This window comes from Barnesiella sp. ET7, assembly GCF_024733785.1.
Lineage (GTDB): Bacteria > Bacteroidota > Bacteroidia > Bacteroidales > Barnesiellaceae > Barnesiella > Barnesiella merdigallinarum.
In genome coordinates this window covers 1-26,825 of record NZ_JANRHM010000008.1, presented here as the reverse complement: position 1 = coordinate 26,825, position 26,825 = coordinate 1, and the positions used below count along the sequence as shown (strand labels likewise).

The window sequence follows — 26,825 nt, the reverse complement described above, 5'->3', positions numbered from 1 at the left end:
GGCCAAACGATAATTAGCGTTACCTTTGTACACGGGGATTTCCAATCCTGCCCTTTTTTGTATTCACGCCATACCTCTACATGATATGACTACTCTGAAACAACTACTCGACCAACGCATTCTCGTGCTCGACGGAGCCATGGGAACCATGATACAACGCTACGGACTCGGCGAACGGGAGTTCCGGGGCGAACGCTTTGCCCACACCGATGTGGAGCTGAAGGGCAACAACGACCTGCTATGCCTCACCGCCCCGCACATCATCGACGAAATACACCGGGCCTACCTCGAGGCCGGGGCCGACATTATCGAGACCAACAGCTTCAATGCCAACGCCATATCGATGGCCGACTATCGGCTCGAAGGGGCCGTGCGCGAAATCAACCTCGCCGCCGCCCGTCTGGCCCGCCAAGCGGCCGACGACTACTCGACTGCCGAGAAACCGCGCTTCGTAGCGGGGTCGGTAGGACCTACGAACAAGAGCTGCTCCATGTCGCCCGACGTGGAGAATCCCGCCCTGCGCAGCCTCCATTTCGACACCCTTGCCGCAGCCTATCGCGAACAGATGGAGGCGCTCGTCGAGGGAGGCGTAGACCTGCTGCTCGTCGAGACCATCTTCGACACCCTCAATGCCAAAGCCGCCCTGTGGGCCGCCCGCCAGGCCATGGAGTCGGCGGGTCGCGAGGTGCCCGTGGTGCTCTCGGTCACCGTTACCGAAAGCGGCCGCACCCTCTCGGGGCAGACCCTCGAGGCGTTCCTCACCTCGGTATCGCACGCCTCCCTGCTGGCCGTGGGACTCAACTGCTCGTTCGGGGCCCGCGACATGAAACCCTGGCTGCAACGTCTGGCGACCATTGCCCCCTGCTACATGAGCGCCTATCCCAACGCGGGGCTGCCCAACCAGTTGGGCGAATACGACGAGACGCCCCAGTCGATGGCCGTACAGATTAAAGAGTTTATCGACGAGGGGCTGGTCAACATCGTGGGCGGTTGCTGCGGAACCACCCCCGAACACATTGCGGCCTATCGCGAACTCGTGGCCGGGGCCGTACCCCGTCGTCCGGCTCCCCGCGACCATAGGCTGCACTTGAGCGGACTCGACGACCTGGTAGTCTCGCGCGAGACCAACTTCGTAAACATCGGCGAGCGGTGCAACGTAGCCGGCTCGCGCAAATTCCTGCGGCTCATTCACGAAAAGAACTACGCCGAGGCGCTCGACATCGCCCGCCAGCAGGTCGAGGCGGGAGCACAGGTCATCGACATCAACATGGACGACGCCATGCTCGACGCCTGCGACGAGATGGTCAACTTCCTGAACCTCATCGTCTCCGACCCCGACATCTACCGGGTACCCGTCATGATCGACTCGTCGAAATGGGAGGTCATCTCGGCGGCTCTCAAATGCCTGCAAGGCAAGGCGATTGTCAACTCCATCAGCCTCAAGGAGGGTGAAGAGCTCTTTCTGCAACACGCCCGCGAAATCAAACGGATGGGGGCGGCTGTGGTGGTGATGGCCTTCGACGAACAGGGGCAGGCCGATACCTATGAACGCAAAATCGAGGTTTGTGCCCGAGCCTACCGGCTGCTCACCGAGGTAGCAGGCATGGCTCCCTGCGACATCATCTTCGACCCCAATGTGCTGGCCATAGCCACCGGCATCGAGAGCCACGACAACTACGCCGTCGACTTCATCCGCGCTACGGCCTGGATTCACCAGCACCTACCCGAGGCCAAGGTGAGCGGCGGGGTGAGCAACCTCTCCTTCTCCTTCCGGGGCAACAACTACATACGCGAGGCGATGCACGCCGTCTTCCTCTACCACGCCATTGCCCAAGGGCTCGACATGGCCATCGTCAACCCGGCCACCTCGGTGACCTACGACGACCTGCCTGCCGAGACCCTCACGCTCATCGAGGATGTGGTGCTGAACCGCCGCCCCGATGCGACCGAACGGCTCATCGACTTTGCCGCCCGGCACCGGGAGGAGGCCGACAAACCGAATAGGACCGAACCGCAGGAACGCACAAGTGTACCCGTAGCCGACCGGCTGCGACAGGCGCTTGTCAAAGGGTTGTCGACCCACCTCGAGAGCGACCTGGCCGAAGCGGTGGCCCAATACGGGTCGGCCATCGCCGTCATCGAACAGCCCCTCATGGAGGGGATGAACCGCGTGGGTCAGCTCTTTGGCGAGGGAAAGATGTTCCTGCCCCAGGTGGTCAAGAGTGCCCGCACCATGAAGCAGGCCGTGGCCATCCTGCAACCCCTCATCGAGCAGGAGAATGCCCGCACGGGCGAGACGGCGAAACGGGGAAAATTTGTCGTAGCCACCGTCAAGGGCGACGTGCACGACATCGGCAAGAATATCGTCTCCGTCATTCTCTCCTGCAACAACTTCGAGGTGATAGACCTGGGCGTAATGGTCCCGGCCGAACGCATCGTCGAACGGGCCATTGCCGAAAAGGCCGACTTCGTAGGGCTGAGCGGACTCATCACCCCCTCGCTCGAGGAGATGGGACACGTGGTGGCCGAGATGGAGAAGGCCGGCTTGCGCACCCCGGTCATCATCGGTGGGGCCACCACCTCGCGACTGCATACCGCCGTGAAGATAGCCCCCCGGTATAGCGGACCCGTCGTCCACGCCGGCGACGCCTCGCAAAATCCGCTCATCGCCGCACAACTGCTCAACCCGCAGACCCGCCAGAGCTTCATCGTCTCGCTGCAAGCCGAGCAGGAGGCTCTGCGCCGTTCGCAGAAACCGGCCGACACCCTGCCCCTGGCCGAGGCCGAACAGCGGGCTCCCCGCATCGACTGGGCCCGCTACGTTGCACCGCGTCCCCGGGAGTTGGGCCGCCACACGATTGCCCCCACCATCACCGAGATTCGCCCCTACATCAACTGGCGGGCCTTCTTCGCCGTATGGAAGATAGGCGCAAAATATGCCGCCATAGCCGATATGCGAGGCTGCGACCACTGCCGGGCCGCCTGGCTCGCCGCATTCCCCACGGCCGAGCGGGCCAAAGCCACCGAAGCGATGCAACTCTACAAGGAGGCCAACCGACTGCTCGATACCCTCGAACGCGAAAACAACGATTCGCCCCGAGGGGTCTATCTGCTGACCGAAGCATCGAGCCGCGACAACCTCATACGCCTGCATCTGCCCGAGGGCGACGTGCTCGAAATCCCCTGCCTGCGCCAACAGGTACGCAAACCCGAAACCGATGCCTGCTACTATGCCCTGAGCGACTTTGTGCGCCCCGAACAGACCGGAGCCCCTGACTATGCCGGACTCTTTGCCGTCACTGTCGGCGGCGACATACAGCGACGCATCGAACGGCTGCGCCTCGACGGCGACGACTACAACGCCCTGCTGTTGCAATCGCTGGCCGACCGCCTGGCCGAAGCCGCTTCGGAGTGGTTGCACCTGAAGGTGCGGCGCGAACTGTGGGGGTATGCCCCCGACGAACCTGCACTCGGCCTGCCGGCTCTCCTGGCCGGCAACTACCGCGGCATACGCCCGGCCGCAGGCTACCCCTCGCTGCCCGACCACTCGCTCTTCTTCGACTGGGACCGGGCTCTCGACCTCGGACAGATAGAGATTACCCTCACCGAAAACGGGGCCATGTATCCCAACGCCTCGACCGCCGGGCTCTACCTGGCTCACCCCGATGCCCGCTATTTTCACATCGGCCACATCGCCCCCGACCAGCGCGAGCGGTATGCCCGTCAGCGGGGCCTCTCGCTCGAGACCACAGCCAAATGGCTCTCGGTATGATTTCGTAATTTTTAATCCATACAGAGAATAAACAAATCTCATCGAACCAACCACCCGTTGCGATTGTTATATCCGGGACAGACCAATCATCACGACTATGACACACCATCGCCTTCGGATCCTCCTCCTTGTACTGTTGGCGGGCATTGCGCTTGCTCACGCTCAAACGGGCATGGACGACCTCATCGCCCGGCTCGACACGATGTCGAACTACCAGAGCTCGTTTACCTATCGGGTGACACTGCCCATCACCGACTCTGAAATCGAATACCGCGCCCGGCTCGACTACCGCAGGGAGCCGGCCGATACCTTGTGCGGGTACAGTTACCTCATTGATTACAAGGCCGAGAACGACACCTGCCCCTATCGCAACTTTGCGGCGTATGCCTCCGGCCACTGCTTTCGCTTCGACCGCAACCGGCTGCGGGAGTATCACCACGACGAGAACCCCGAACCCTTTGTCCCGAGGGGGCGCAATCTCGGGGTGCACCGCTCGGGACTGTTCGCCGAACTCTTCCCGGCCGAGATGGCCCGGCAACTGAACGAGTTTCGGGCAAAACCCGACTGCCGGATGCTCTTCTTCCCCGACACGACGGTGCAGGGAGAGCCGTGCCACGCCATTCTGGTAACCGACTCGATGCGGGGCGAGGTAGTCCGCACCATACTCTATACCTTCGACCCCACTACCGGCCTGCCTCTCTACCGCGAGACCGAGAACAATCCCGGCCACCTGGGTTCGCAAACGGTTGTGGTGAGGTATGGCCCGAGCCGTACCGATACTCGTTTCTCTCCCGATCACTTTGGCGAAGAGCATCTGCTACAAGCCTACAACGAGGTGTTCCTCCTCTTTCGCGAAGGGAGCTATGCCGCCAGCGACCGTGTGGGACAACAGGCCCCCCGGTTCGACCTGCCCTGGGGCGAACGCCGCTTCACCTCCGACCTCCTGAAGGGACAGGAAGCCCTGCTTCTCTTCCTCGATACCGAAGGACAATTTTGCGCCCCGGTACGACAAACAGCCGAAGCGATTTCGTTGCAAGAGAATCTGACCCCGGTACTGCTCTACGCCGACCGGGAACCCGAGGCTACCCCCAATCCGGCCGGAGCCATCGTACTGAAACACGCGGCGAAAACCGCTACCACCTACGGCGTGACCGGCTACCCCACCCTCTTTCTGCTCGACCCCGATGGGAGAATTCGCTGGGTCAAGGTAGGCTACACCCCCTCGCTGGCCGAGGAGCTGGAACTGGCCATCCGACAGATGCGCCACCCGCCGAAACAACCTCCACATTAAAAATCATTTATACATTCACTACAATGGAAACAACAGCATTCAAAGGCACCCCCGTACATACCTACGGCAAACTGCCTCAAGTCGGGAGCATCGCTCCCCAGTTCACCCTCACCCGCGGCGACCTGACCGAACTGCGCAGCGAAGAGCTAAAGGGACGACGCATCGTCCTGAACATCTTCCCCAGCCTCGACACCGCCGTCTGCGCCACCTCGGTGCGCAAGTTCAACCAACTGGCAGCCTCGCTCGACAACACCACCGTCGTAGCCGTGTCGAAAGACCTGCCCTTTGCCCAGTCGCGATTCTGCACGACCGAGGGCATCGAGAACCTCATCGCCGCCTCGGCCTTCCGCTCGCCCGAATTTGGCAGGGAATATGGTGTCGAGATGGTCAACGGTCCCCTGGCCTGCCTGCTGGCTCGCGCCGTAGTGGTTATCGACGAAACCGGCCGGGTAATCTACGAGGAACTCGTGCCCGAAATCACCCACGAACCTAACTACGAGGCAGCCATCAACGCGCTGAAACAAAACTGGTAACGGCACTCTCGCCTCATTCGACAAACCCGAGAATCGCCTTTCCCGACTGGTGTGGAGAGGCGATTCCCTATTTAATAAATTTATGTGGTATTACGCAAACCGATTGATGATAGAGGCAATCTCGTGCACATCGTCGTCGGTCAGATAAGACGACATGGGCAGGCTCAATACCTCGTGGGCTAGCGTTTCGGCCAGCGGCAGATGCAGGTGGTTGTATTCGCGATAGCACTGTTGCTTGTGCGGCGGTATGGGGTAGTGAATGAGACTGCCTACCCCCTGCGACTCGAGATAACGCATCAGCCGGTCGCGCTCGGTGCACCGCACCACATACTGGTGCCAGATGTGTTCGCCGGGCTCTCCGGCCTGTGGCAGGATGAGCCGCTCGTTGTCAATCGACTCGGTATAGAGGCGCGCTATCTCGACCCGACGGCGGTTCTCCTCGTCGAGGTGTTTCAACTTTACCAAAAGGAAGGCGGCCTGCAAATCGTCCATGCGGCTGTTCACCCCTTTGTATTCGTTGACATAGCGCACGGCCGAGCCGTAATTGCCCAAGGCCCGCACCCCATCGGCCACCTCGCGGTCGTCGGTAGTCACGGCCCCGGCATCGCCCAGGGCTCCCAGGTTTTTGGTGGGATAGAAACTTTCGCCTGCGGCATCGCCCAGCGCCCCGGTATGGTGCGAACCTTGCAGTCCGGCGACCGACGAGACGGCCCCGAAGGCCTGGGCATTGTCCTCGACAATCTTGAGTCCGTGACGGGCAGCTACCGACTTCAGTGTCTCGTCCCAACAGGCCCGGCCATAGAGGTGCACCACCATGATGGCCCGCGTGCGCGGGGTAATGGCCTGCTCGATCAGCGAGGTGTCGAGGTTGTAGGTATCGACCGAAGGCTCTACAAAAACCGGCACCAGTCGGTTGTCGGTTATGGCCAGAACCGAAGCCACATAGGTGTTAGACGGTACGATAACCTCGTCGCCCGGCTGCATTACCCCCCTCTCGATATAGGCTCGCAACATCAACCGCAGCGCATCGAGCCCGTTGCCCGTAGCCACCGCATAGCGGCAACCCAGGTATTGGCACAACAGCTCCTCGAGCTGCGACACATATTTGCCCCGGATATACCAGCCGCCCTCGATTACCTCGGCAGCGACGGCCTTCATCTCGGCCATATAGGGTTCATTGGCCCGTTTCAAAGAGAGGTGGGGATATTTCATTCTTGACTGTCTATCTGCTTAAAATCGTTATACTCGCGCACATAATCGGACTCGTCGTAATAGTCGGAGGTCAGCACCAGACACACCGAGCCCGACGAAAAGTTGTTGAGGACCCGCCAGATACCCGGCACGATGAGCAAGCCGTAATAGGGACGATTCAACATCACCGTGCGGGTGTGCTCGCCATCGTCGAGCAACACGTCGAACGAGCCGCCGGCTGCCACCAGAAACTCGTACAGCTGCTTGTGCGAATGGCCGCCACGCTCCTCGCCGCCCGGCACATCGTAGAGATAATAGACCCGCTTCACGGCAAAGGGCAACTCGCGGTTGTTCTCCACCACCGTAATGCTGCCGCTCTCCTGCATGTGCTTGGGCAACTGGATGATGCGGCAATCGTCTACCGAAACCCGTTTACTCATCTCGACCTCCTTTCAACAACGTGCGATACTCCTCGAAATCTTCGATATAATCGGCGGCATCGTAGGGGGTCGACGAAAGCACCAGCGCCAACGAGTTGGTGGAGAAGTTATCGAGCTCGCGCCACATCATACGAGGCACATAAAGCCCGTAGTACGAGCGGGCCATGTGGTAGCGCCGCGTCTCGGTGCCGTCGTTCAGCACCACGTCGAAGCTACCCGAAAGGGCTACGATGAACTCCTCTTGCTGCCGAAAGGCGTGACCGTTGCGCCGCTCGTCGCCCGGCACGTCGTAGAGCCAATAGGTGCGCGCAATCTCAAACGGGATGTGCCGGTCGCTCTCGATAAACGACAGGTTGCCCCGCTTGTCGGCCACTTTGGGCAAATCGATTAATCGCACCTGGTTAAAGCTCATTGTTCGCCAATCTTATCAAATATTGTCCATACTGGTTTTTCTTCATCGGTTCGGCCAGCTCGAGCAGTTGAGTCCGGTCGATCCATCCCATGCGATAGGCCACCTCTTCGAGCGAAGCTACCTTGAGGCCTTGACGGTGCTCGATGGTTTCGATGAAGTTGGAAGCTTCGTAGAGCGACTCGTGCGTACCGGTATCCAGCCAGGCAAAACCACGCCCCATCAACTGAACACCCAGTGCCTGCGACTCGAGAAAAGCCTGATTTACCGAGGTAATCTCCAACTCGCCCCGGGCCGAGGGTTTCACCTGCTTGGCCACCTCGACTACCCGGTTGGGATAGAAATAGAGCCCCACCACGGCATAGTTGGACCGCGGTTTGGCCGGTTTCTCCTCGATACTGATGGCTCGCCCACTCTCATCGAACTCGACTACGCCATAGCGCTCGGGGTCTCCCACCCGATAGCCAAACACCGTAGCCATGCCCTTGTCGGCCTCGGCCACGGCCTGCCGCAACATGCGGGTAAAACTCTGTCCATAAAAGATATTGTCGCCCAACACCAGACAAACGGTGTCGTTGCCGATGAACCGTTCGCCGATGATAAAGGCCTGGGCCAACCCGTCGGGCGAAGGCTGCTCGGCATACTCGAACTTCACGCCGAACTGACTGCCGTCGCCCAGCAACCGCTTGAACCCGGGCAGGTCGGTAGGCGTGCTGATGATGAGTATCTCGCGAATGCCCGCCAGCATCAATACCGATATGGGATAATAAATCATGGGTTTGTCATACACGGGCAGCATCTGTTTCGACACACCCCGCGTAATGGGATACAATCTCGTACCGGAACCTCCGGCCAATACTATGCCTTTCATTGTACTATCTGTTCTAACAGGCAATCAACGATTGCCATACATTTGTTCGTAATATTTTTGATAATCACCGCTTACTACCTCGTCGACCCAGTCCTGATGGTCGAGGTACCAGCGTACGGTCTTCTCGATACCCACCTTGAAGGGAGTCTCGGGATACCAGCCCAACTCGCGGGCAATCTTCGACGGGTCGATGGCGTAGCGCATGTCGTGTCCCGGGCGGTCACCCACAAAGGTAATCAAATCTTCGTTGATATTCTCGACATCGGTCTTCAATACCCGACGGTATTCGGGCTCCTCGCGCATGATGCGGGCAATGATGGAAATCACCAGTTTCACGATGTTGATGTTCTTCTCTTCGTTGAAACCGCCCACGTTGTAAACCTCGCCTATGCGACCATGCTCCAGCACGGCATCGATAGCCTTGGCATGATCCTCGACATAGAGCCAGTCGCGCACATTGTCGCCCTTGCCATAAACGGGAAGTTTCTGACCGGCCAGGATATTCTTTATAATCAGCGGAATCAATTTCTCGGGGAAGTGGTACGGCCCGTAGTTATTCGAGCAGCGGGTAATGTTTACCGGCATGCCATAGGTCTCGTGATAGGCCCGCACAAAGAGGTCGGCACTGGTTTTCGAAGCCGAATAGGGCGAACGCGGATCGAGCGGCGTCGTCTCGGTAAAGAAGTGCTTGCCATAGGTGTGCAGGTCGGTACGGCCGCTTACTACCCTGCGCACGTCGGGGTCGGTAATTTCGAGCGGATGCGGTTCGTCGTAGTCTTTGGTCAGCGAACCATACACCTCGTCGGTCGACACCTGCAAGAACTTCTTCCCTTCGGCATAGACCGGCTTACCCTCGGCGTCCTTCCCGCGATACCACGCCTTGCGGGCGCAGTCAAGCATGTTCTGGGCCCCCAGAATATTGGTTTCCAGGAAGAGTTGCGGATTGGTGATACTGCGATCGACATGCGACTCGGCCGCAAAGTTGACCACATAGTCTATATCGGTCTCGGCAAAAATATTGGCTACCAATTCGGCATTGCGTATATCCCCTCTGATGAATCGTACCCGAGGGTCGGCAATCTCCTCCTTGATTGTACCCAAGTTGCCGGCATAGGTGAGCTTATCCAAAACTACCACATAAATATCGTTTCCATACTTCTTCAACAAGTATTTCAAAAAGTTAGCACCAATGAAGCCGGCTGCGCCGGTAACCAAATATTTTTTCATGTTCGACAATTAAAAAATTCGTCGCAATTTACGACTTTTTTAAGAAAAAATACAATACAAGTTTCATTATGTTTCAAAGTTACATCAAAGATTCTGCCCTACACATCCATTTACCTTTCACAATAAAAAGAGAAGAAAAACATCTCTTACCTCCAAACGAGTTCCAATAAATCGATAGATGCGCTACCAAATACAAAAACACGAGACAATATTGTTAAAATATATTTATCACATTAGGGATAACTCGATTCCCCCGGTTTAATATTATGCGAAGGTTTCGTTTTTTCAAGCTTTCGCTTACCATGAAACAACAAATTTAAAAACCAAATATCCATTAAAAACACTCTTTATGAAAAAGAATTTACTTTTATCGTTACTTTTTGTAACAGGTTTATTTACCACCAATCACATCGAAGCAGCCGTTACTCCCCTGGATGGAGCCGTAGTTCCCGAAATCAGCACCGCCGATTCGCCCAAATGGTATCTGCTGATGTCGTCGCACCTCTCGGACAACACCCGTAAGAACCGCTTTCTGAAATTGGACGGCACCACATTGTGCACCGAACAATTCATGTCGGGCATTCCCGAAGGTCAAGTAACCGAGGCCTTCATCTGGCGCTTGGAGTCGGCCAACGATGGAACAAGCACGCACGCCTATCTGGTCAACAGCAACGGTCAGCGGGTATTTGTTCCCACTTCGGCTACAGCAGAAGACGGATCGACACACGTAAATACCCCGCTCGAAATGAACGAGACCGGTACGGTGTGGGACGTAATCACCAGCCAATCGACCGGTATCAGCAACGATTGTGCTGCCAACCAATACGCATTGCAATATATCGGATATAGCGGGGCTCGTGCCTTCATGAATGCCATGGACGGCGGTACCCAGTTCGGCGTTACCATCTACGCCGCCGGTGTACACCAAGCCTCGGGCTGGTTCTTCTACGAGACCGACTACTCTCCGGCAGTGCAAAAAACTGTCACCATTGCATCAAGCGATGACAGCAAAGGTTCTGTTTCAATCGAGGGCAGCAACGAAAACAGCGTAGAGGTTGGCTCGACCGACGCCGTAACCGTAAAAGCAGAGGCCGCCGAGAACTATATGTTTTACCGTTGGGTTGAAGAGGGTACCGAAAATGCAGTCAGCTACCGCCCCACCTACTCCTATGCCGGAGAGGAGAGCATCAATCTCGTGGCCGAATTTGTAGAGAAGGACTACCCCATTATGACCCGTTTCTATGTAGTCGATTTGAATCAACAAAACCGTTACCTGAGTGCAGCATCCTATACCGCAGGCAGTGAAACTCACGAAATCTTCTCGTGCGAGAGCGAAAGCGACCTGCCTTTCACCCCGTATGTACAACTGCATACCCCCCAAATCGAAGGTGCTGTCATCGACAAGACCGAAACGCCCATTCAACTGACCGAAGGGGTTGAATCGTTTACCTTGAAATTCAAACAATACAACAACAATATCACCTATAACAACGGTAAAGAAGAGTTCATCTGCGAACCCGAATTGGTATGGACTCGTCAAGCCGTATATGTCGACTGGAACAACGACATGGAGTTCAACGGCTCAAACGAAATCTACGAATCGATGGGCGAAAACAGCGCCACCAACAATTTCGGCGACCCCAACGGTAGCATTGCCGAGGGTTGGCAACGCAGCATCGCTATTCCTCAAGGGACCGAAGCCGGTACCTACCGCATGCGTGTTATCTACATGGCCCCCGATCCGGTTGACGGCTGGATTAACAAGGTATTCGGTGAGTTCTACAACGAGCTGAGAAACGGTATCGCCTATGACTTCGAGATTCAGATTTCTCCGGCATCGGGTATCGAAAGCGTAGCTGCCGAGACCATCTACTACGACTCGCAGGCTCAGACTATCGTAGCACCCCACATGGAGAAAGCCGCCATTTACAATCTCGCCGGCCAAGTCGTACTGCAAGCCGAAAATGCCGATGCTATCTCGGTTGCAGCTCTGGCTAAAGGTGTATATGTAGCTCACATAGACGGAAAGGTGATTAAATTCATCAAATAATCCAGTAACACTCGTAGGGGAGGAAAACAAACGGAAAGCCTCCCCTACGCTTTGTTTCTACTCACCCTCCCCCCCAAAAAAAATTAAAGAAACTCCTCATGAACAAATTTTTCAAATCTCTATTCATCATTCCTCTTGTAGCCTCGGCCTTACCGATAGCGGCAGCCGATACGACAGCCGACAGCTACATCACGTCGGATCCTTTCGAAACAATGGTCCGTCTGGGACGCATCAGCGAAAACAGCCCCATCTACCAAATGCCGGCAGGCTCGGCCAATGGCGGATACATCACCTCGGCTACCACCTCGGGTAATGCCATTATCTATCCGCTGGGATATGTCAAATCGAGTGCCCCAAGCAGCTACTTTACAATCGTATCGAAAGAGACTTCGCTGCTGATTGCCGGCGAAAGTTTCGAACTCAATGCCACGATGTCGGTCGACCCGTCGAGCTACGTAATCACGGCTTATACCGACTGGGACCGCAACGGTATATATGAAAAAGAGTCGCAAACGGCACAAGTAAACGCCTCGACCCGCAGTTTCGTGCAACCCATCACCATCCCCGAGACGGCTGCATTGGGTAAGACCCGCGTGCGGATAAGAGTCGAATCGTCCACCCCCTCGTCGGCCGATGCCTCGATTTCGGGACGCATATACGACTTCGTAGTCTATGTGATGGAGGCTTCGGACCGTACCGACTGCTTCATCAGCGTAACCTCGAACAACAACGAATTGGGAACGGCTCTTATCGAAACAGCACCAAACGAAGCCGGCCGCTACGAAATCGGCAGCCAGGTTACCGTCAAGGCCGTTATCAACGAAGAGTCTGAAACCGTAATCGACTTCAAAGGCTGGCAAGAAGGCGGCGAAATCGTGAGCGAAGAGGCAGTCTACACCTTTACCGTGAGCAAGAGTACGAGCCTCATCGCCGTATTCGAAGCGGCTGTTCCCCAACTGGCTACACCCGAGGTGAGCACGGCCGAGAATCCCATTTGGTATCAGATTATGAATGCCCACACCTCCGAAACCCGCAAAGAGCGTTATATTGCCTACGACACCAACATCGGCGGCGACTATACCACCGAATTGCGCGTAGAGAAGCCGGCCAACCAAACCGACAAGTTCCTGTGGCGGCTCGAAGACGCCGGCAACAATCAGGTGTATATTGTAAACCGTGGCACCGACCTGCGCATATCGGGATCGAAAGTGCTCGAGACTGTAAACTTCACGGCTTCGGCTACCGGCAACCGGTTTGAAATCGCCCCCAGCGGAAACGCCAACGGCAGCTATTCGATCAAATACGAAGGCGACAACTCCTACCTGCTCAATGCCAAGGACGGCGTGTGGAGCGTAGTGCTGTACAATGCCGGTATCGGTACCGGGTCGGGCTGGTATTTCTACAAGGTGTCAATCAAAACACCCACCGCTATCGACGATGAAACCCAAAGCGTAGCTCCTCGGGCCCGGCTCTACGACGGACACCTCACGGTAACCGGTCTCGACGGCCGCAACCGGGTGAGAGTCATCAGCCTCTCGGGACAGTTGCTGGGCGACTATCTGGCAACCGATACCACCTTCGAAGGCGACCTGCGATACTCCGAGCGATTCATCATCGTAGTCATCGAATCGGAAACAGGAAAGACCACCTCACTCAAACTTCTCGACAGCAAACTCTAAATATCAAACATACCAACATGAATACCAGTAAATTTATATATCCGGCCAGCGGCCTGCTCCTCACCTCAGGCATGTGCTTTGCCCAAGAAAGAGATGCCGTAGCCACGACCGAACGTCCGAACGTCATCTACCTGCTCTGCGACGACATGGGATACAGCGACATCGAGGCCTATGGCCAGCAAATGATTTCGACTCCCAACCTCAACCGGCTCGTCAACCAGGGTATGACCTTCACCCAATTCTACGCCAGCACCGCCGTGAGTGCCCCCTCGCGAGCCTCGTTGATGACCGGCCAACACACCGGCCACACCAAAATCCGTGGCAATAAAGAGATTCAGCCCGAAGGGCAGGAACCGCTCGACCCGAACGTAGAGACCTTGGGCAACTTGTTCCAGAAAAACGGGTATGTAACCGGCTGCTTCGGCAAATGGGGCATGGGCTATCCCGGCTCTGGTGGCGAAGCCAACGACATGGGCTTCGACGTGTTCTACGGCTACAACTGCCAGCGCAAGGCCCACTCCTACTACCCCGAATATCTGTGGAACAACAAGACCAAGGAGTATCAAAACGGGCGCTACTCGCAGGATGCCATCCACGAGCATGCCATGAAGTTCATCGAAGACAACAAAGATAAAGCCTTCTTCGGCTACTTCACCTATACCATCCCGCATGCCGAGCTGCGCCAGCCGCAAGACAGCATTGTGGACATGTATAAAGGCAAATTCCAGGAGCCCAAACCCTGGTATAACGACGGCGACTACGGAACGGCGACCGACCCGCGCACCCAGTTCGCTGCCATGATTACCCGCCTCGATACCTATGTAGGCCAAATCATCGACAAACTCGAAGAGCTGGGTATCGCCGAGAAGACCCTCTTCATCTTCACCAGCGACAACGGCCCTCACAACGAAGGCGGTGCCGACCCCACATTCTTCAACACCGAAGAGCGGCTAAGAGGATTGAAACGCGCCTTGTACGAGGGCGGTATGCGTGTACCCTACATCGCTTATTGGCCCGGAACCATTCAACCCGGTTCGATTACCGACCTGATGGCTGCCGGCTGGGATATGATGCCAACCTTCGTCGAACTGTTGGGCGAAAGTCCCAACTGGCGCGACGAAGCCATGGACGGCTTGTCGATACTCCCTACCCTCACCGGTAAAGGCGAGCAACAACAGCATGAGTTCCTCTATTGGGAATTTCACGAAGAGAACGGACGCCAGGCCGTGAGAGCCGGTGAATGGAAACTGATACGCCAGAATATCAAGAACGGCAATCCTACCCACGAGCTCTACAACATCGACGAAGATCCCCACGAAGACAATAACCTGGCCAACACCTACCCCGACAAGGTAGAGGAACTGAAGGTCATCATGGACCGTGAACACACGCCGTCCACGATATTCAACTTCGGACGCTAAAGGTACACAACACACCTCTTCAATTTGATAAAAACAGATAGCGGCCTCGAGTTCATTCTCGAGACCGCTATTCTGTTTCTGCCCCTCACACGGGGCTATCTCTCTCAAACCGGCAATCAGTCGATGTTGGCATTGAGCTTGTGCCACTCGGCGATGGGCGGGATAATACCCATTTCAATCACTTCGTCGCGCAGTTCGCACAAGTGTTTGTAACTGTTCTCAAGTTCCTTCTCCTCCTCGGGCGTACCGTAAACGGGGTTGTAGTGAACGCCGTTGCGGTCGATAATCGTCTCCATGGCCATGAGGATGTGGTTGAACTTCCCTTCCGAGAGGTACACACCGGCCGGCCAGGTAAAGGGATTTCCACCCATGGCGGCGGCAATCATCTCGATCGAGAGGTAAGCCGGGCTCTGGAACGACGAGCGACCACGCAGGTCGATAATGTGTTTACCGCCTTGTACTACCTGATGGCGAATCTTCTCCCAATCTTCGGCAGGCAACTTGTCGGTACCGATCAGGTCGGTGAGCGGCGTACCCTTCACCTTGGTCGTCGAGGCAAAGACAGCCATCTGCTCGCCATGACCGCCATAGGTACGGCAATTCTCGATTTCGTCGGCAACGGCATGGAAATATTTGGCCAGTTCGCTTTGCAGACGGGTGCTGTCGAGAGCGGCAAGCGTCGATACCTGCGAAGGTTTCAGACCCGAATAGAGCAGAACGATGAGGCCCGTAATATCGGCCGGGTTGAAGATAACGACAACATGTTTCACATCGGGGCAATAGGCACGCAGGTTTTTACCAAATTCGGCAGCAATCTCGGCATTACCCTTGAGCAAGTCTTCACGAGTCATACCGGCTTTACGGGCAGCACCACCCGACGATACCACGTAAGCAGCACCCGTAAGAGCCTCTTTCACATCGCTCGTATAGGTCAGGTTCACCCCTTTGAAAGCACAGTGACGCAACTCCTCGGCTACCCCTTCGAGAGCCGGAGCATACGGGTCGTACAAACATACATTGGGAGTCAAGTGCATCATCAAGGCCGTTTGAGCCATGTTCGAACCGATCATACCGGCTGCGCCGACGATCGTCAATTTCTCGTTTGTCAAAAATTCCATAATCGTTTTTATTTTAAGTTCTGTATTTCGTATTTGAACTACATGACGAATATAGGTAAAGAGCCGTGCAGAAGCAAAAGAAAACCGAAGTTTTCCAGTTTGACTATGCCAAGTGCATCCTTTATTCGTGTAACAAAAATAACAAGTAAAACCCGATTTTGATTATCATTCTTTTTTACTTTCCATAACAAAAGGTTATTGCTTGCCGCATGCCCAAATCGCCGAAACGATAATCTTCTCATATAAAAACGATTAGCCAGAATCTCACAGAATGCCGATGACAAGGGACTTTGGTCCTAAATTGACAAAAGCCTTGCCAGAGAGCTTCACCGAACCGAAACAGAAATTTCAAATCTTTTACACACCCCCGTAAATTCATGGATTTTTTTTACTCGGTTTTCCAAATAATCTGTACTTTTGTACAAAATTTAGGATATGGGGAAAGAAACATCAGAAAGGATTCAGACCTCTCTGCTCAATGCAGCAGAGAAAAAAGCATTAGTTTGGTTGGCTCAACGTCAGCCCTCGTGGGTTACGTCGGACTTCCTCACCTATACGGGTCTGCTGGGTGCAGTCATCTGCGCAGTCGGTTTTATACTGGCACATATCGATAAGAATTACTTGTGGCTTTCGTCACTGGGTCTGTTCATCAACTGGTACGGCGACAGCCTCGACGGCACGCTGGCACGTGTGCGCAATACGCAACGCCCGGTCTACGGATTCTTTATCGACCACTCGCTCGATGCCATCACCATCTGCATCATGTGTATCGGTGCCGGTTTGTCGCCGATGTTCCGCCTCGATGTAGCCATGCTGGTACTGGCCGGTTATCTGGTGCTCTCGATTTATACCTATATCTCGACCATCGTCAAAGGCAAATTCCTGCTTACCTACGGTAAACTGGGCCCCACCGAATTGCGACTGGTTATCATCTTGATTAACACCATATTCATATATACTTCGCTCGAAGATATCAAATGGACTATCGGCGGCCAGACACTGGGCTTGTTCGATGTAGCCGGCCTCTTCATCGCCTGCTTCCTCTTCATCGCCTGGCTCGTGCAATTCGTAACCGACCGCCGCGCCCTGTCGCAGCAAGACCCGTTGAAACCCTTCCAGAAATAAGTAACGAAGCGAAAAGGTCGTGAAAGCCGGAATATTGAAACTACGCATCTATCTGCAATTCGTGGTCAGCCGCCTGTTTGGTACAGGGGTCGACACCTTCGTGCTATGGATATGCGACCACTTCATATTCACCAGCTATTTCGGCAAATACATACTCTCACCCACCATCAGCTTCGAATTTGCCGTACTGAGCAACTTCATGTGCTCCTACTTCTGGATTTGGAAAAGTCGTCTGGGACATCGCTCCACACGCGATTTCTGCCTCAGATTCCTGGTATTCAATCTTTCGTCGGGTGCAGGATTCCTGATCAAGATGGTATTCCTGCTCATCTTCCAGAAGATATTCGAGTGGAATGTAGTCTACTGTAATCTCGCCGCCCTGCTCATCTCGGGTGTATTCAACTACCTGGTGGCCGACATGTTGGTATTCAAGTCGAGCAAACAGGTAAAAGTGGGCAGCGTGGGCGGTGGCAGCGACGAGTGTGACTCGCTGGGTGCATAACCGCCACTCTACGCCTCTTATCAAACACAACACCCCACACCGTAACGGCAACCGGCACACCTATCAATGGCCGCTGCATGCGCTATACATACGCCTCACGAAAAAGCACATTACCCCACTACTTCTATTCCCGATTGAACATATCGCCCGAATGCGATGCCAAGCCCCTTGTACAGGCAATACCAGCCTGCCACCCGGGGGCTTTGAAGATTGGGCCATAAAAAAAGGGAGCAAACGAAATGCTTGCTCCCTTGAGGTGATTGAGTTGGGATTCGAACCCAAGACCCACAGCTTAGAAGGCTGTTGCTCTATCCAGCTGAGCTACTCAACCGACCTTTCATAGAAAAGTGCTGCAAAGTTAGGGATATTTCGCGATATTCCAAATATAAGAATCTACTTTTTTTAGCTACACCCCCAAGCCCGTGCATCAGAAGGGATACCCCACCGTGAAGTGAAAGGCCGAGTCGCGCTTGAAATTCTGCGAAGCAATGGCCCAATGCTCCTGTCCGGCAGCCGGGTTATAGGCTTTCATACCCAAGTCGAACCGCAAGAGGAAGTAGCTGAAGTCGAGACGAATGCCCAGACCATAGGCCAACGCAATCTCCTTATAGAACGAGTCGAGCCGGAACTGCCCGCCGGGCTGCGCCTCGTAGTTGCGAATGGTCCAGATGTTGCCGGCATCGATAAAGGCGCCTAACTCGACTTTCCAGAAAAGTTTGGCCCGATACTCGAGATTCATGTCGAGCCGGATGTCGCCGCACTGGTTGATAAACTCCGACACCAGGTTGTTGCCATTGTAGCTACCGGGGCCCAACGTACGCACCGACCACCCCCGCACACTGTTGGCACCACCCGAGTAGTAGCGTTTCTCAAAAGGCAGAATATCGGAGTTGCCGTACGGAATACCGATACCGCCCCCCACGTGAAAAGCCACCGAGTTGCGGTCGTCGATCAGGTGGGTAAAGCTGTAATCGAAATCGAACTTGGCATACTGCGAATAGCGGATGCCGAATATCTTGTAACCGTCGGTCGGCTGCGACTTCGAGGTGAGCCGCGAAAAGGCGTTGAGCACGTTGCCGGCCACCTCGCCGGCAGCCCGCAGCGTATAGACGTTGGTGCGACGCTGCACGGGATTGGAGGGGTTCAGGTTCGAACAATAGAAGGTATACCCCATGCGCATGATGAAGTGATCCTCGTAACTATACCGCAACAGCGGGTTGTCGGGGGCGATGGTCTCGAGGAAGTCGTCGGTCTTGTGGGGCAGATAGACGTAGTTTATATCCAGCAGGTCGTAGTTGTGGCGGAAGAATCCGCGATTGGTCGTCCACTTGTATTTCCAGGCCGTACCCCAGATGACACGGGTATACTCGGGCCGCTGCTGGAAGTTGAAGTTCACGCTGTACTCGGTGCTGGCCTTCATGCGCCGACGGAAATCGGTGCGCAGGAAGGGGAAGAGAAACTTCGGGTAGGTGATGCCCACCTCGCCCCCCAGCTCGGTGTAGCGGTCGTTGATGAGTCCGCTCAAGTCGCCCGATAGACTCTCGTAGGCCCCGCGCACCTTGGTCGAAAAGGTCTCGGAACCCTTGAAGATGTTGCGGTGCTCGTAGGTGGCCCCCACGGCAAACCCCAAGTCTCCCTCCGAATTGGTACCCTCGACCTCGAGAGAAACCGACTGAGGCTTGTCCTCGCTGAGCAGAATATAGCAGTCGAGCTCGTTGCGCCCCTCGGCACTTCGACCGGCCGATTCGAAACGGATATTGACATACTTGACAATGTGCAACCGGCCGAAAGCGGTATAGGTGTTGTCGACATCGCGGCTGCTGAAGAGGAGCCCCGGCCGGATAAAGCAGTTTTCGACCAGTGTCTCGCGACGTATATAGGGGTGATCGCCCTCGATGAAATAGTAGTTTTTGTACTCCCCGGCGTTGGAGACGTCGATAGCATCGGTAGCCGTAGGGTCGTAGGAGAGCACGAAATAGATTTTGCGCATGTAGTAGCGCTCGTAAGGTCGATAACCCGACGTGTTGACCATCGAATCGGGCCGTATGTTCAGCGTCAGGTTCACCGCCTTGGAGTGGTCGGCGGTATCGGCCGTATAGGTGATGAGCTCCTTGTTGAAGGCATAGAAACCGTCGCTCCGCAAGATGTCGGAGATGCGCTGCCGCTCCTCGTCGAGCACGTTCCGGTCGAAGTTGTCGCCCTTCTTCAAGAGCGAATGGTTCGAGAACCGCCGCTCGATCAGCCGCGACAGAGTATCGTTGGCGATGTGATAATCGACATTGGCTATATAGTGCGGCGTATTGGCCGACACGCGATAGACCACATCCATGCGCTTGCCCCGCGAAGTGGTATCGGCCTCGACCCGGGCAGACATATAGCCCTTGTTGAACATCGCCTTCTCCATCTGCAGGCGCGAGTTCTCCATCAGCATCGGGTCGTAGATGACGGGCGGGGTTCCGGCATTTCTCACCCAGCGGTTGAACCACTTGGTCGAGTCGTTGCCCGAGAGGTTGTAGAGCCCCAGCGTGAAACGAAACAGGCCGAACATCCGGTGGTTGGGCTCCTGTCGCAGATACGACTTCAGATCCGAGGGTTTCACCTCCTTCGCATCGGTCTCTATCTTCACATGGTCGAGCAGATAGCTGCCGTCGGGGACATGACGGGTAGGACTGCACGCCACCAACACCCCACAGGCGATGGCTACTCCACAGGCTGTTATGAAACGTCGCATTCTCAAGGTTCCCCGAATTATATGGATTTTATACCTATCTCGTTATCGTAATAAGGCACTGCAAATATACACTTTATTTTTTCAAATCCCCTCTATTTGCCGGCGAGATGCACAACCGAGGGCTACACTCCGGTTGAGGAGTTTTGGCAAAGACACATTATTATATATCTTCTTGTTGCAAAAACAAGCAAAATAAAAGCAAAATTAAATTTCAACCACAAATTTTCTTTCAAAACTCTTGCTTATTTCACGAAAGAGTTTTACATTTGCAATACCATTTAATCACACAGCATGATGATTATGATACTACATGTCATTTCTCTATCGATTATTATTAGCGAACTTATTGTCGTGAGTCGGTAAGGTGGAAAGGCGTATGTAGTTACTTCAATTCATAGTTATAAACAATCAAGAGTAATTGTAAAACCTTTCCACCTGCGCGGAAAGGTTTTTCTTTTTTTTGTAAACAGTAGATACGATGAAACATCAGTTACGAAGCACAACCAGTACGGCCGGCAGGCGAATGGCCGGAGCCCGGGCCCTGTGGCGGGCCAACGGTATGAAGGCCGAGCAGATGGGACGCCCCATCATTGCCATAGTCAACTCGTTCACCCAGTTTGTCCCGGGGCATGTACACCTGCACGAAATCGGACAGACGGTCAAAAAGGAGATTGAGAAACTGGGGTGCTTTGCCGCCGAATTCAACACCATCGCCATCGACGACGGTATAGCCATGGGACACGACGGCATGCTCTATTCGCTCCCCTCGCGCGACCTCATCGCCGACAGCGTGGAGTACATGGTCAACGCACACAAGGCCGACGCCATGGTGTGCATCAGCAACTGCGACAAGATAACGCCGGGCATGCTCATGGCAGCCATGCGGCTGAATATCCCCACCCTCTTCGTATCGGGCGGTCCCATGGAGGCCGGACACCTCGACGGACGGGGCCTCGACCTGATCGACGCCATGGTCGAATCGGCCGACGAGAGCATCGACGACGAGCAGGTGCGCCGCGTGGAACATGCGGCTTGCCCCACCTGCGGCTCCTGCTCGGGCATGTTTACCGCCAACTCCATGAACTGCCTCAACGAAGCCATCGGGCTAGCCCTTCCGGGCAACGGCACCATCGTGGCCACGCACCGCAACCGCGAACGGCTCTTCGTCGAAGCGGCCCGACAGATTGTCGAAAACTGCCAGGCCTACTACCGCGACGGCGACGAGAGCGTGCTGCCCCGCTCGATAGCTACCCGCGCGGCCTTCCTCAACGCCATGACGCTCGACATCGCCATGGGCGGCTCGACCAACACCGTGCTGCACCTGCTGGCCATCGCCCGCGAGGCGGGTGTCGACTTCACGATAAGCGACATCGACCGGCTCTCGCGCAAGTCGCCGGTACTCTGCAAGGTGGCCCCCAACTCACACTACCACATACAGGATGTGAACCGGGCCGGCGGTATCCTCTCGATTCTGGCTATCCTGGCCGACGAGGGGCTTATCGACACCTCGGTGCACCGGGTCGACCGCCACACGCTGGCCGAGGCCATCGAAGCCTATGCCATACGCGACGGCGTATGCCCGACCAAGGCCAAACAGGTGTGGCACAGTGCACCGGGCAACCGTTTCAACCTGGTACTGGGCTCGCAGGAGAACTACTACAGCGACCTCGATACCGACCGCAGCACAGGCTGTATTCGCGACTTCGAACACGCCTATGTCAAAGACGGCGGCCTGGCCGTGCTCTTCGGCAACATCGCTCAGGACGGCTGCATCGTCAAGACGGCCGGTGTCGACGAAAAGATATTCCACTTCAAGGGCCGGGCCAAGGTATTCGAGTCGCAGGAAGAGGCTTGCGAAGGGATACTCGGCGGCCGGGTCGAAAGCGGCGACGTGGTGGTGATTACCTACGAAGGCCCCAAGGGTGGCCCCGGCATGCAGGAGATGCTCTACCCCACCTCCTACATCAAGTCGAAACACCTGGGTAAGGCCTGCGCCCTCATTACCGACGGACGCTTCTCGGGCGGCACCTCGGGACTGTCGATCGGCCACATTTCGCCCGAGGCCGCGGCGGGAGGCAATATTGGTCTCGTACGCGACGGCGACCTCATCGAGATAGACATCCCCAACCGAAGCATCGAGCTGCTGGTCGACGATGCCGAACTGGAACGGCGGCGCGCCGAAGAGCTGGCGCGAGGCCAGGCGGCCTTCACCCCCCGGCAACGGCAACGCACCGTATCGAAAGCCCTGCAGGCCTATGCAGCCCTGGTCAGCTCGGCCGACAAAGGTGCCGTTCGACTCATCTAATCTCCCTCTAAAATCTACGAAACGATTATGGCAACAGAAAAAATACGCGGAGCAGAAGCGCTCATCAGAGCCTTGATTGCAGAACAGACAGAATATATCTTCGGGTATCCGGGCGGAGCCATCATGCCGGTATTCGACGTACTTTACGACTATCGCGACCAGATAAACCACATACTCGTGCGCCACGAGCAGGGCGCCACCCACGCCGCCCAGGGCTACGCCCGGGTATCGGGCAAGACGGGTGTCGTGCTGGTCACCTCGGGACCGGCGGCGACCAACATCATCACCGGCCTGTCGGATGCCATGATGGACAGCACGCCGCTCATCGTCATCACGGGGCAGGTAGGTTCGTCGCTGCTGGGCTCCGACGCCTTCCAGGAGACCGACGTGGTGGGCATCACCCAGCCGGTCACCAAATGGAGCTACCAGATACGCCGCAGCGACGAGATTGCCTGGGCCGTGGCCCGCGCCTTCTACATTGCCGGCAACGGACGCCCCGGCCCGGTAGTGCTCGACTTCGCCAAAGATGCCCAGACGGGATTGACCGACTTCGACTACCAGCCCTGCCAGTTCATCCGCAGCTACAACCCCTACCCGGCCATCAAGCCGGCCGAAATCGATGAGGCCGCCCGCCTCATCAACCAGGCCCGCAAACCCCTTATCCTGGCCGGACAGGGCGTGATTATCGCCCAGGCCGAAGCCGAACTGGCCGCTCTGGCCGAAAAGGCCGACATTCCCGTGGGCTGCACCCTGCTGGGTCTCTCGGCCATCCCCACCGACCACCCGCTCTACAAGGGCATGCTGGGCATGCACGGCAGCGTGGCCGCCAATATCAAGACCAACGAATGCGACCTGCTCATCGCCATAGGCATGCGCTTCGACGACCGGGTAACGGGCGACGTGAACCAGTATGCCAGACAGGCCCGTATCATCCACATCGACATAGACCCCTCGGAGTTCAATAAAAACGTGAAGTGCGACGTGTCGGTACTGGGCGACGCCCGGGCCGTGCTGCAGGCCCTGCTCCCGAAGGTGGAACCGGCCCGCCACACCGAGTGGCTCGAGTCGTTTGTCCCCTGCGAAGAGGCGGAGCGCGTCAAGGTCATCGAGCCCGAGATACACCCGCAAAAGCCGCTCATGAACATGGGCGAGGTGGCCCGCAAGGTATCGGAGGCAACCGGCAACGAGAGCATTCTGGTAACCGACGTGGGCCAGAATCAGATGCTGTCGGCCCGCTACTACCGGTTCAAGCACCCGCGCAGCCTCGTCACCTCGGGCGGGCTGGGCACGATGGGATTCGGTCTGCCGGCAGCCATCGGCGCCAAGATAGGCAACCCCGACCGCACCGTCTGCTTCTTTACCGGCGACGGGGGCATACAGATGACCATCCAGGAACTGGGCACCATCATGCAATACGGCATCGATGTGAAAATCATCATCCTCAACAACAACTTTCTGGGCATGGTGCGGCAGTGGCAGGCCCTCTTCTTCGACCACCGCTACTCCGAGACCCCCATGCTCAACCCCGACTTTACAATGATAGCCGCAGCCTACGGCATAGACGGCGAACGGGTAGCCACCCGCGAGGAGCTCGACGATGCCATCGAACGGATGCTCTCTCACCGCGGCTCCTACCTGCTCGACGTACAAATAGACCCCGACGGTATGGTATTCCCCATGACTCCCGCCGGAGCCTGTGTAACCCACATCATGCTCAATGCTACCGAAAAATATGAATAACGATATGACAGACAAAACATTATATACCGTAACCGTATACTCCGAGAATCAGGTGGGTCTGCTCAACCAAATCTCGATTATCTTCACCCGTCGACAGCTCAACATCGAGAGCCTGTCGGTATCGGCCTCGGCCGCCGAGGGGATACACAAGTTCACCATCACCACATACAGCGACCGCGAAACGATGGAGAAGCTGGTCAAGCAGATCGAGAAACGCATCGACGTGCTGCGGGCTTTCTTCTACACCGACGACGAAATCGTGTTCCAGGAGGTGGCCCTCTACAAGGTGCCTACCGACAAGCTGCTCGACGACAGCCGTATCGAGGAGCTGATACGGAAACACAACGCCCGCATCCTGGAGGTGAACCGTACCTACACGGTCATCGAGAAATCGGGGCATACCGACGAAACCCAAGCCCTCTTCGAGGAGCTGAGCCGCTACGAGGTGATGCAGTTCGTGCGGTCGGGCCGCGTGGCCATCACCAAATCGACGGTCGAGCACGTAAGCCTGTTTTTACAAGAACAACAATATCGCCAGAACCAACTATGAAAGAGAATCAAGCACTTTCGGAATCGCCCGTCCAGCCGGTCTACACCCACAGCTATACGGTAGAACCGGCCGAGGCCAATGCCCAACAGGAGCTGCCCTTGCCCCTGCTGGTGAAGCGGATACTCGAGGTAGCCACGCTGCATGCCGAATCGTGGGGCATCGGGTACAGCGACCTCATCAAACAGCGGCAAGTGTGGGTACTCTCGCGACTGAGTATCGAGATGACCCGCTACCCACGCATCCACGAGAACTACACGCTCGAGACTTGGATCGAGGGGTACAACAAGCACTTCTCGTCGCGCAACTTTGCCATCTACGGGGCCGACGGAACCCCCTGCGGCTATGCCCGCACGATATGGGTGGTAATCGACCTGGAGACCCGGGCATCGGTCGACCTCAGCCAGCTCGACTACATCGCCCGCAACATCACCGACCGTCCCTGCCCCATCGACAAGCAGTCGCGAGTGCGCGACGTGCACGACGACCATCCCGCCACGCATCGCGTGGGATACATCGACATCGACCTCAACCGGCACGTCAACAGCGTGAAGTATATCGAGCATCTGCTCGACCTCTTCGACCTCGAGCGCTACGACCGCCAGCAGGTGCACCGCTTCGAAATCAGCTATGCCAACGAGGCCCGTTACGGCACCCCGCTGCAACTGCTCAAAGCCGAGGAGGCGCCCGACAACTTCGCCCTCGAGATACGCAACGACCAGACCATCTATTGCAAAGGACGAATCATTTTTGAAAACAGATAAATACAAATTCCATAACCTCAAAACGTAAAAGAACATGGCAATCATGAATTTTGGCGGTGTTGACGAGAACGTAGTTACCCGCGAAGAGTTTCCTTTGGAGAAAGCAAGAGAAGTACTCAAGAACGAGACAATCGCCGTTATCGGGTATGGCGTGCAGGGCCCGGGACAGAGCATGAACCTGCGCGACAACGGCTTCAAGGTGATTGTAGGCCAGCGTAAAAATTCCAAGACCTGGGACAAGGCGGTAGCCGACGGCTGGGTACCCGGCGAAACGCTCTTCGAAATCGAAGAGGCCTGCAAACGGGGCACAATCATCGAATACCTGCTCTCCGATGCCGCACAAATCGAGGTGTGGCCGCAGGTGAAGAAGCACCTCACGCCGGGCAAGACGCTCTACTTCTCGCACGGCTTTGCCATCACCTATAAAGAGCGTACAGGCATCGTGCCTCCCGCCGATGTCGACGTGGTACTGGTAGCCCCCAAGGGGTCGGGTACGAGTCTGCGCCGCATGTTCCTGCAAGGCCGCGGCCTCAACTCGAGCTACGCCGTATTCCAGGATGCGACCGGGCACGCCAAGGAGAAAGTATTGGCTCTGGGTATCGGGGTCGGCTCGGGCTATCTGTTCGAGACCACCTTCAAACGCGAGGTTTACTCCGACCTCACTGGCGAGCGCGGTACCCTCATGGGAGCCATCCAGGGTATTTTTGCCGCCCAGTACGACACCCTGCGGGCTCACGGCCACAGCCCCTCGGAGGCCTTCAACGAAACCGTCGAGGAGCTCACCCAGTCGCTCATGCCCCTTATCGCCGAGAACGGTATGGACTGGATGTATGCCAACTGCTCGACCACGGCTCAACGGGGTGCCCTCGACTGGTGGAAGCGTTTCCGCGACGCCACCAAACCGGTATTCGAAGAGCTGTATGACGAGGTAGCCAAGGGCAACGAGGCTCAACGCTCGATCGACGCCAACAGCAAGGAGGGATACCGCGAAGGGTTGAACAAGGAGCTGAAGGAGTTGCGCGACAGCGAAATGTGGCAAGCCGGTGTTACCGTGCGCAAATTGCGCCCCGAAAACAACTGATCGAGCCATAGGTTTAGTTTATATAGCG

At 56.2% G+C, this 26,825-nt stretch carries 20 protein-coding genes and 1 tRNA gene; 13 read left to right on the top strand and 8 right to left on the bottom strand.

Annotated elements, in window-relative coordinates; genetic code table 11:
* The first annotated feature begins 85 nt into the window (after positions 1–85).
* The 3 genes from metH (at position 86) to tpx (ending at position 5,596) form a co-directional block, all read left to right on the top strand.
* On the top strand, positions 86–3,772 hold the full coding sequence (metH, locus tag NW211_RS06555; protein ID WP_258327329.1) for a methionine synthase: 3,687 nt from the start codon (positions 86–88) through the stop codon (positions 3,770–3,772).
* A 97-nt stretch (positions 3,773–3,869) separates the two neighbouring features.
* Positions 3,870–5,063, top strand: coding sequence for a hypothetical protein (locus tag NW211_RS06550; protein ID WP_258327328.1), 1,194 nt, complete (start codon positions 3,870–3,872; stop codon positions 5,061–5,063).
* Positions 5,064–5,086: 23 nt separating this feature from the next.
* On the top strand, positions 5,087–5,596 hold the full coding sequence (tpx, locus tag NW211_RS06545) for a thiol peroxidase (RefSeq protein WP_258327327.1): 510 nt from the start codon (positions 5,087–5,089) through the stop codon (positions 5,594–5,596).
* A gap of 90 nt (positions 5,597–5,686) precedes the next feature.
* On the opposite strand, the gene NW211_RS06540 is transcribed toward tpx, so the two are convergent.
* Genes NW211_RS06540 through NW211_RS06520 form a run of 5 tightly spaced genes read right to left on the bottom strand, consistent with a single transcriptional unit; the run spans position 5,687 to position 9,734 of the window.
* A complete protein-coding gene (locus NW211_RS06540; RefSeq protein ID WP_258327326.1) occupies positions 5,687–6,808 on the bottom strand; it encodes a DegT/DnrJ/EryC1/StrS aminotransferase family protein in 1,122 nt (373 codons plus the stop codon).
* Positions 6,805–7,227 (bottom strand): FdtA/QdtA family cupin domain-containing protein, encoded by a 423-nt coding sequence (locus NW211_RS06535; protein WP_258327325.1) that lies wholly within the window; start codon positions 7,225–7,227, stop codon positions 6,805–6,807. Before NW211_RS06535 ends, NW211_RS06540 begins: the two co-directional genes overlap by 4 nt.
* Positions 7,220–7,639, bottom strand: coding sequence for an FdtA/QdtA family cupin domain-containing protein (locus tag NW211_RS06530; RefSeq protein WP_087408619.1), 420 nt, complete (start codon positions 7,637–7,639; stop codon positions 7,220–7,222). Before NW211_RS06530 ends, NW211_RS06535 begins: the two co-directional genes overlap by 8 nt.
* The gene (gene rfbA, locus NW211_RS06525) at positions 7,629–8,507 is read right to left on the bottom strand and encodes a glucose-1-phosphate thymidylyltransferase RfbA (RefSeq protein ID WP_087408620.1); all 879 of its coding nucleotides are present in this window, start codon (positions 8,505–8,507) and stop codon (positions 7,629–7,631) included. The genes NW211_RS06530 and rfbA overlap by 11 nt, the downstream gene beginning before the upstream one ends.
* Before the next feature lie 24 nt (positions 8,508–8,531).
* Positions 8,532–9,734, bottom strand: coding sequence for a dTDP-glucose 4,6-dehydratase (locus NW211_RS06520; RefSeq protein WP_258327324.1), 1,203 nt, complete (start codon positions 9,732–9,734; stop codon positions 8,532–8,534).
* Between the two features lie 349 nt (positions 9,735–10,083).
* Here NW211_RS06520 and NW211_RS06515 point away from each other — a divergent pair, with 349 nt between their 5' ends.
* The 3 genes from NW211_RS06515 to NW211_RS06505 all read left to right on the top strand — a co-directional run bounded on the left by NW211_RS06515 (position 10,084) and on the right by NW211_RS06505 (position 14,884).
* Entirely contained in the window at positions 10,084–11,784 is a 1,701-nt protein-coding gene (locus tag NW211_RS06515; RefSeq protein ID WP_258327323.1) for a T9SS type A sorting domain-containing protein, read from the top strand.
* A 98-nt stretch (positions 11,785–11,882) separates the two neighbouring features.
* On the top strand, positions 11,883–13,463 hold the full coding sequence (locus tag NW211_RS06510; RefSeq protein WP_206422483.1) for a GEVED domain-containing protein: 1,581 nt from the start codon (positions 11,883–11,885) through the stop codon (positions 13,461–13,463).
* A gap of 17 nt (positions 13,464–13,480) precedes the next feature.
* On the top strand, positions 13,481–14,884 hold the full coding sequence (locus NW211_RS06505; RefSeq protein WP_258327322.1) for an arylsulfatase: 1,404 nt from the start codon (positions 13,481–13,483) through the stop codon (positions 14,882–14,884).
* Between the two features lie 116 nt (positions 14,885–15,000).
* Here the strand turns inward: NW211_RS06505 and NW211_RS06500 are convergent, their stop codons facing one another.
* Positions 15,001–16,002, bottom strand: coding sequence for a malate dehydrogenase (locus NW211_RS06500; protein WP_087408624.1), 1,002 nt, complete (start codon positions 16,000–16,002; stop codon positions 15,001–15,003).
* Between the two features lie 435 nt (positions 16,003–16,437).
* Here NW211_RS06500 and NW211_RS06495 point away from each other — a divergent pair, with 435 nt between their 5' ends.
* Positions 16,438–17,127 carry a CDP-alcohol phosphatidyltransferase family protein gene (locus NW211_RS06495; RefSeq protein WP_087408625.1) on the top strand — a complete coding sequence of 230 codons (690 nt, stop codon included), beginning with the start codon at positions 16,438–16,440 and terminating at the stop codon, positions 17,125–17,127.
* A 19-nt stretch (positions 17,128–17,146) separates the two neighbouring features.
* On the top strand, positions 17,147–17,629 hold the full coding sequence (locus NW211_RS06490; RefSeq protein WP_241147826.1) for a GtrA family protein: 483 nt from the start codon (positions 17,147–17,149) through the stop codon (positions 17,627–17,629).
* A gap of 257 nt (positions 17,630–17,886) precedes the next feature.
* Here NW211_RS06490 and NW211_RS06485 read toward each other — a convergent pair.
* Together NW211_RS06485 and NW211_RS06480 are read right to left on the bottom strand one after the other, a co-directional pair.
* Positions 17,887–17,960, bottom strand: a tRNA-Arg gene (locus NW211_RS06485).
* A 96-nt stretch (positions 17,961–18,056) separates the two neighbouring features.
* A complete protein-coding gene (locus tag NW211_RS06480; protein WP_258327321.1) occupies positions 18,057–20,360 on the bottom strand; it encodes a BamA/TamA family outer membrane protein in 2,304 nt (767 codons plus the stop codon).
* Between the two features lie 478 nt (positions 20,361–20,838).
* Between NW211_RS06480 and ilvD the strand changes: the two genes are divergently transcribed.
* The 5 genes from ilvD to ilvC are packed head-to-tail and all read left to right on the top strand — an operon-like array spanning position 20,839 to position 26,797.
* The gene (gene ilvD, locus NW211_RS06475) at positions 20,839–22,665 is read left to right on the top strand and encodes a dihydroxy-acid dehydratase (RefSeq protein WP_258327320.1); all 1,827 of its coding nucleotides are present in this window, start codon (positions 20,839–20,841) and stop codon (positions 22,663–22,665) included.
* A 27-nt stretch (positions 22,666–22,692) separates the two neighbouring features.
* Complete coding sequence (gene ilvB, locus NW211_RS06470) at positions 22,693–24,405, top strand: biosynthetic-type acetolactate synthase large subunit (protein ID WP_087408628.1); 1,713 nt, start codon at positions 22,693–22,695, stop codon at positions 24,403–24,405.
* A 4-nt stretch (positions 24,406–24,409) separates the two neighbouring features.
* Positions 24,410–24,955, top strand: coding sequence for an acetolactate synthase small subunit (gene ilvN / locus NW211_RS06465; RefSeq protein WP_087408668.1), 546 nt, complete (start codon positions 24,410–24,412; stop codon positions 24,953–24,955).
* Complete coding sequence (locus NW211_RS06460) at positions 24,952–25,716, top strand: acyl-[acyl-carrier-protein] thioesterase (protein ID WP_258327319.1); 765 nt, start codon at positions 24,952–24,954, stop codon at positions 25,714–25,716. The genes ilvN and NW211_RS06460 overlap by 4 nt, the downstream gene beginning before the upstream one ends.
* 34 nt (positions 25,717–25,750) lie before the next feature.
* Positions 25,751–26,797, top strand: coding sequence for a ketol-acid reductoisomerase (gene ilvC, locus NW211_RS06455; RefSeq protein ID WP_087408630.1), 1,047 nt, complete (start codon positions 25,751–25,753; stop codon positions 26,795–26,797).
* The last annotated feature ends 28 nt before the right edge of the window (positions 26,798–26,825 follow it).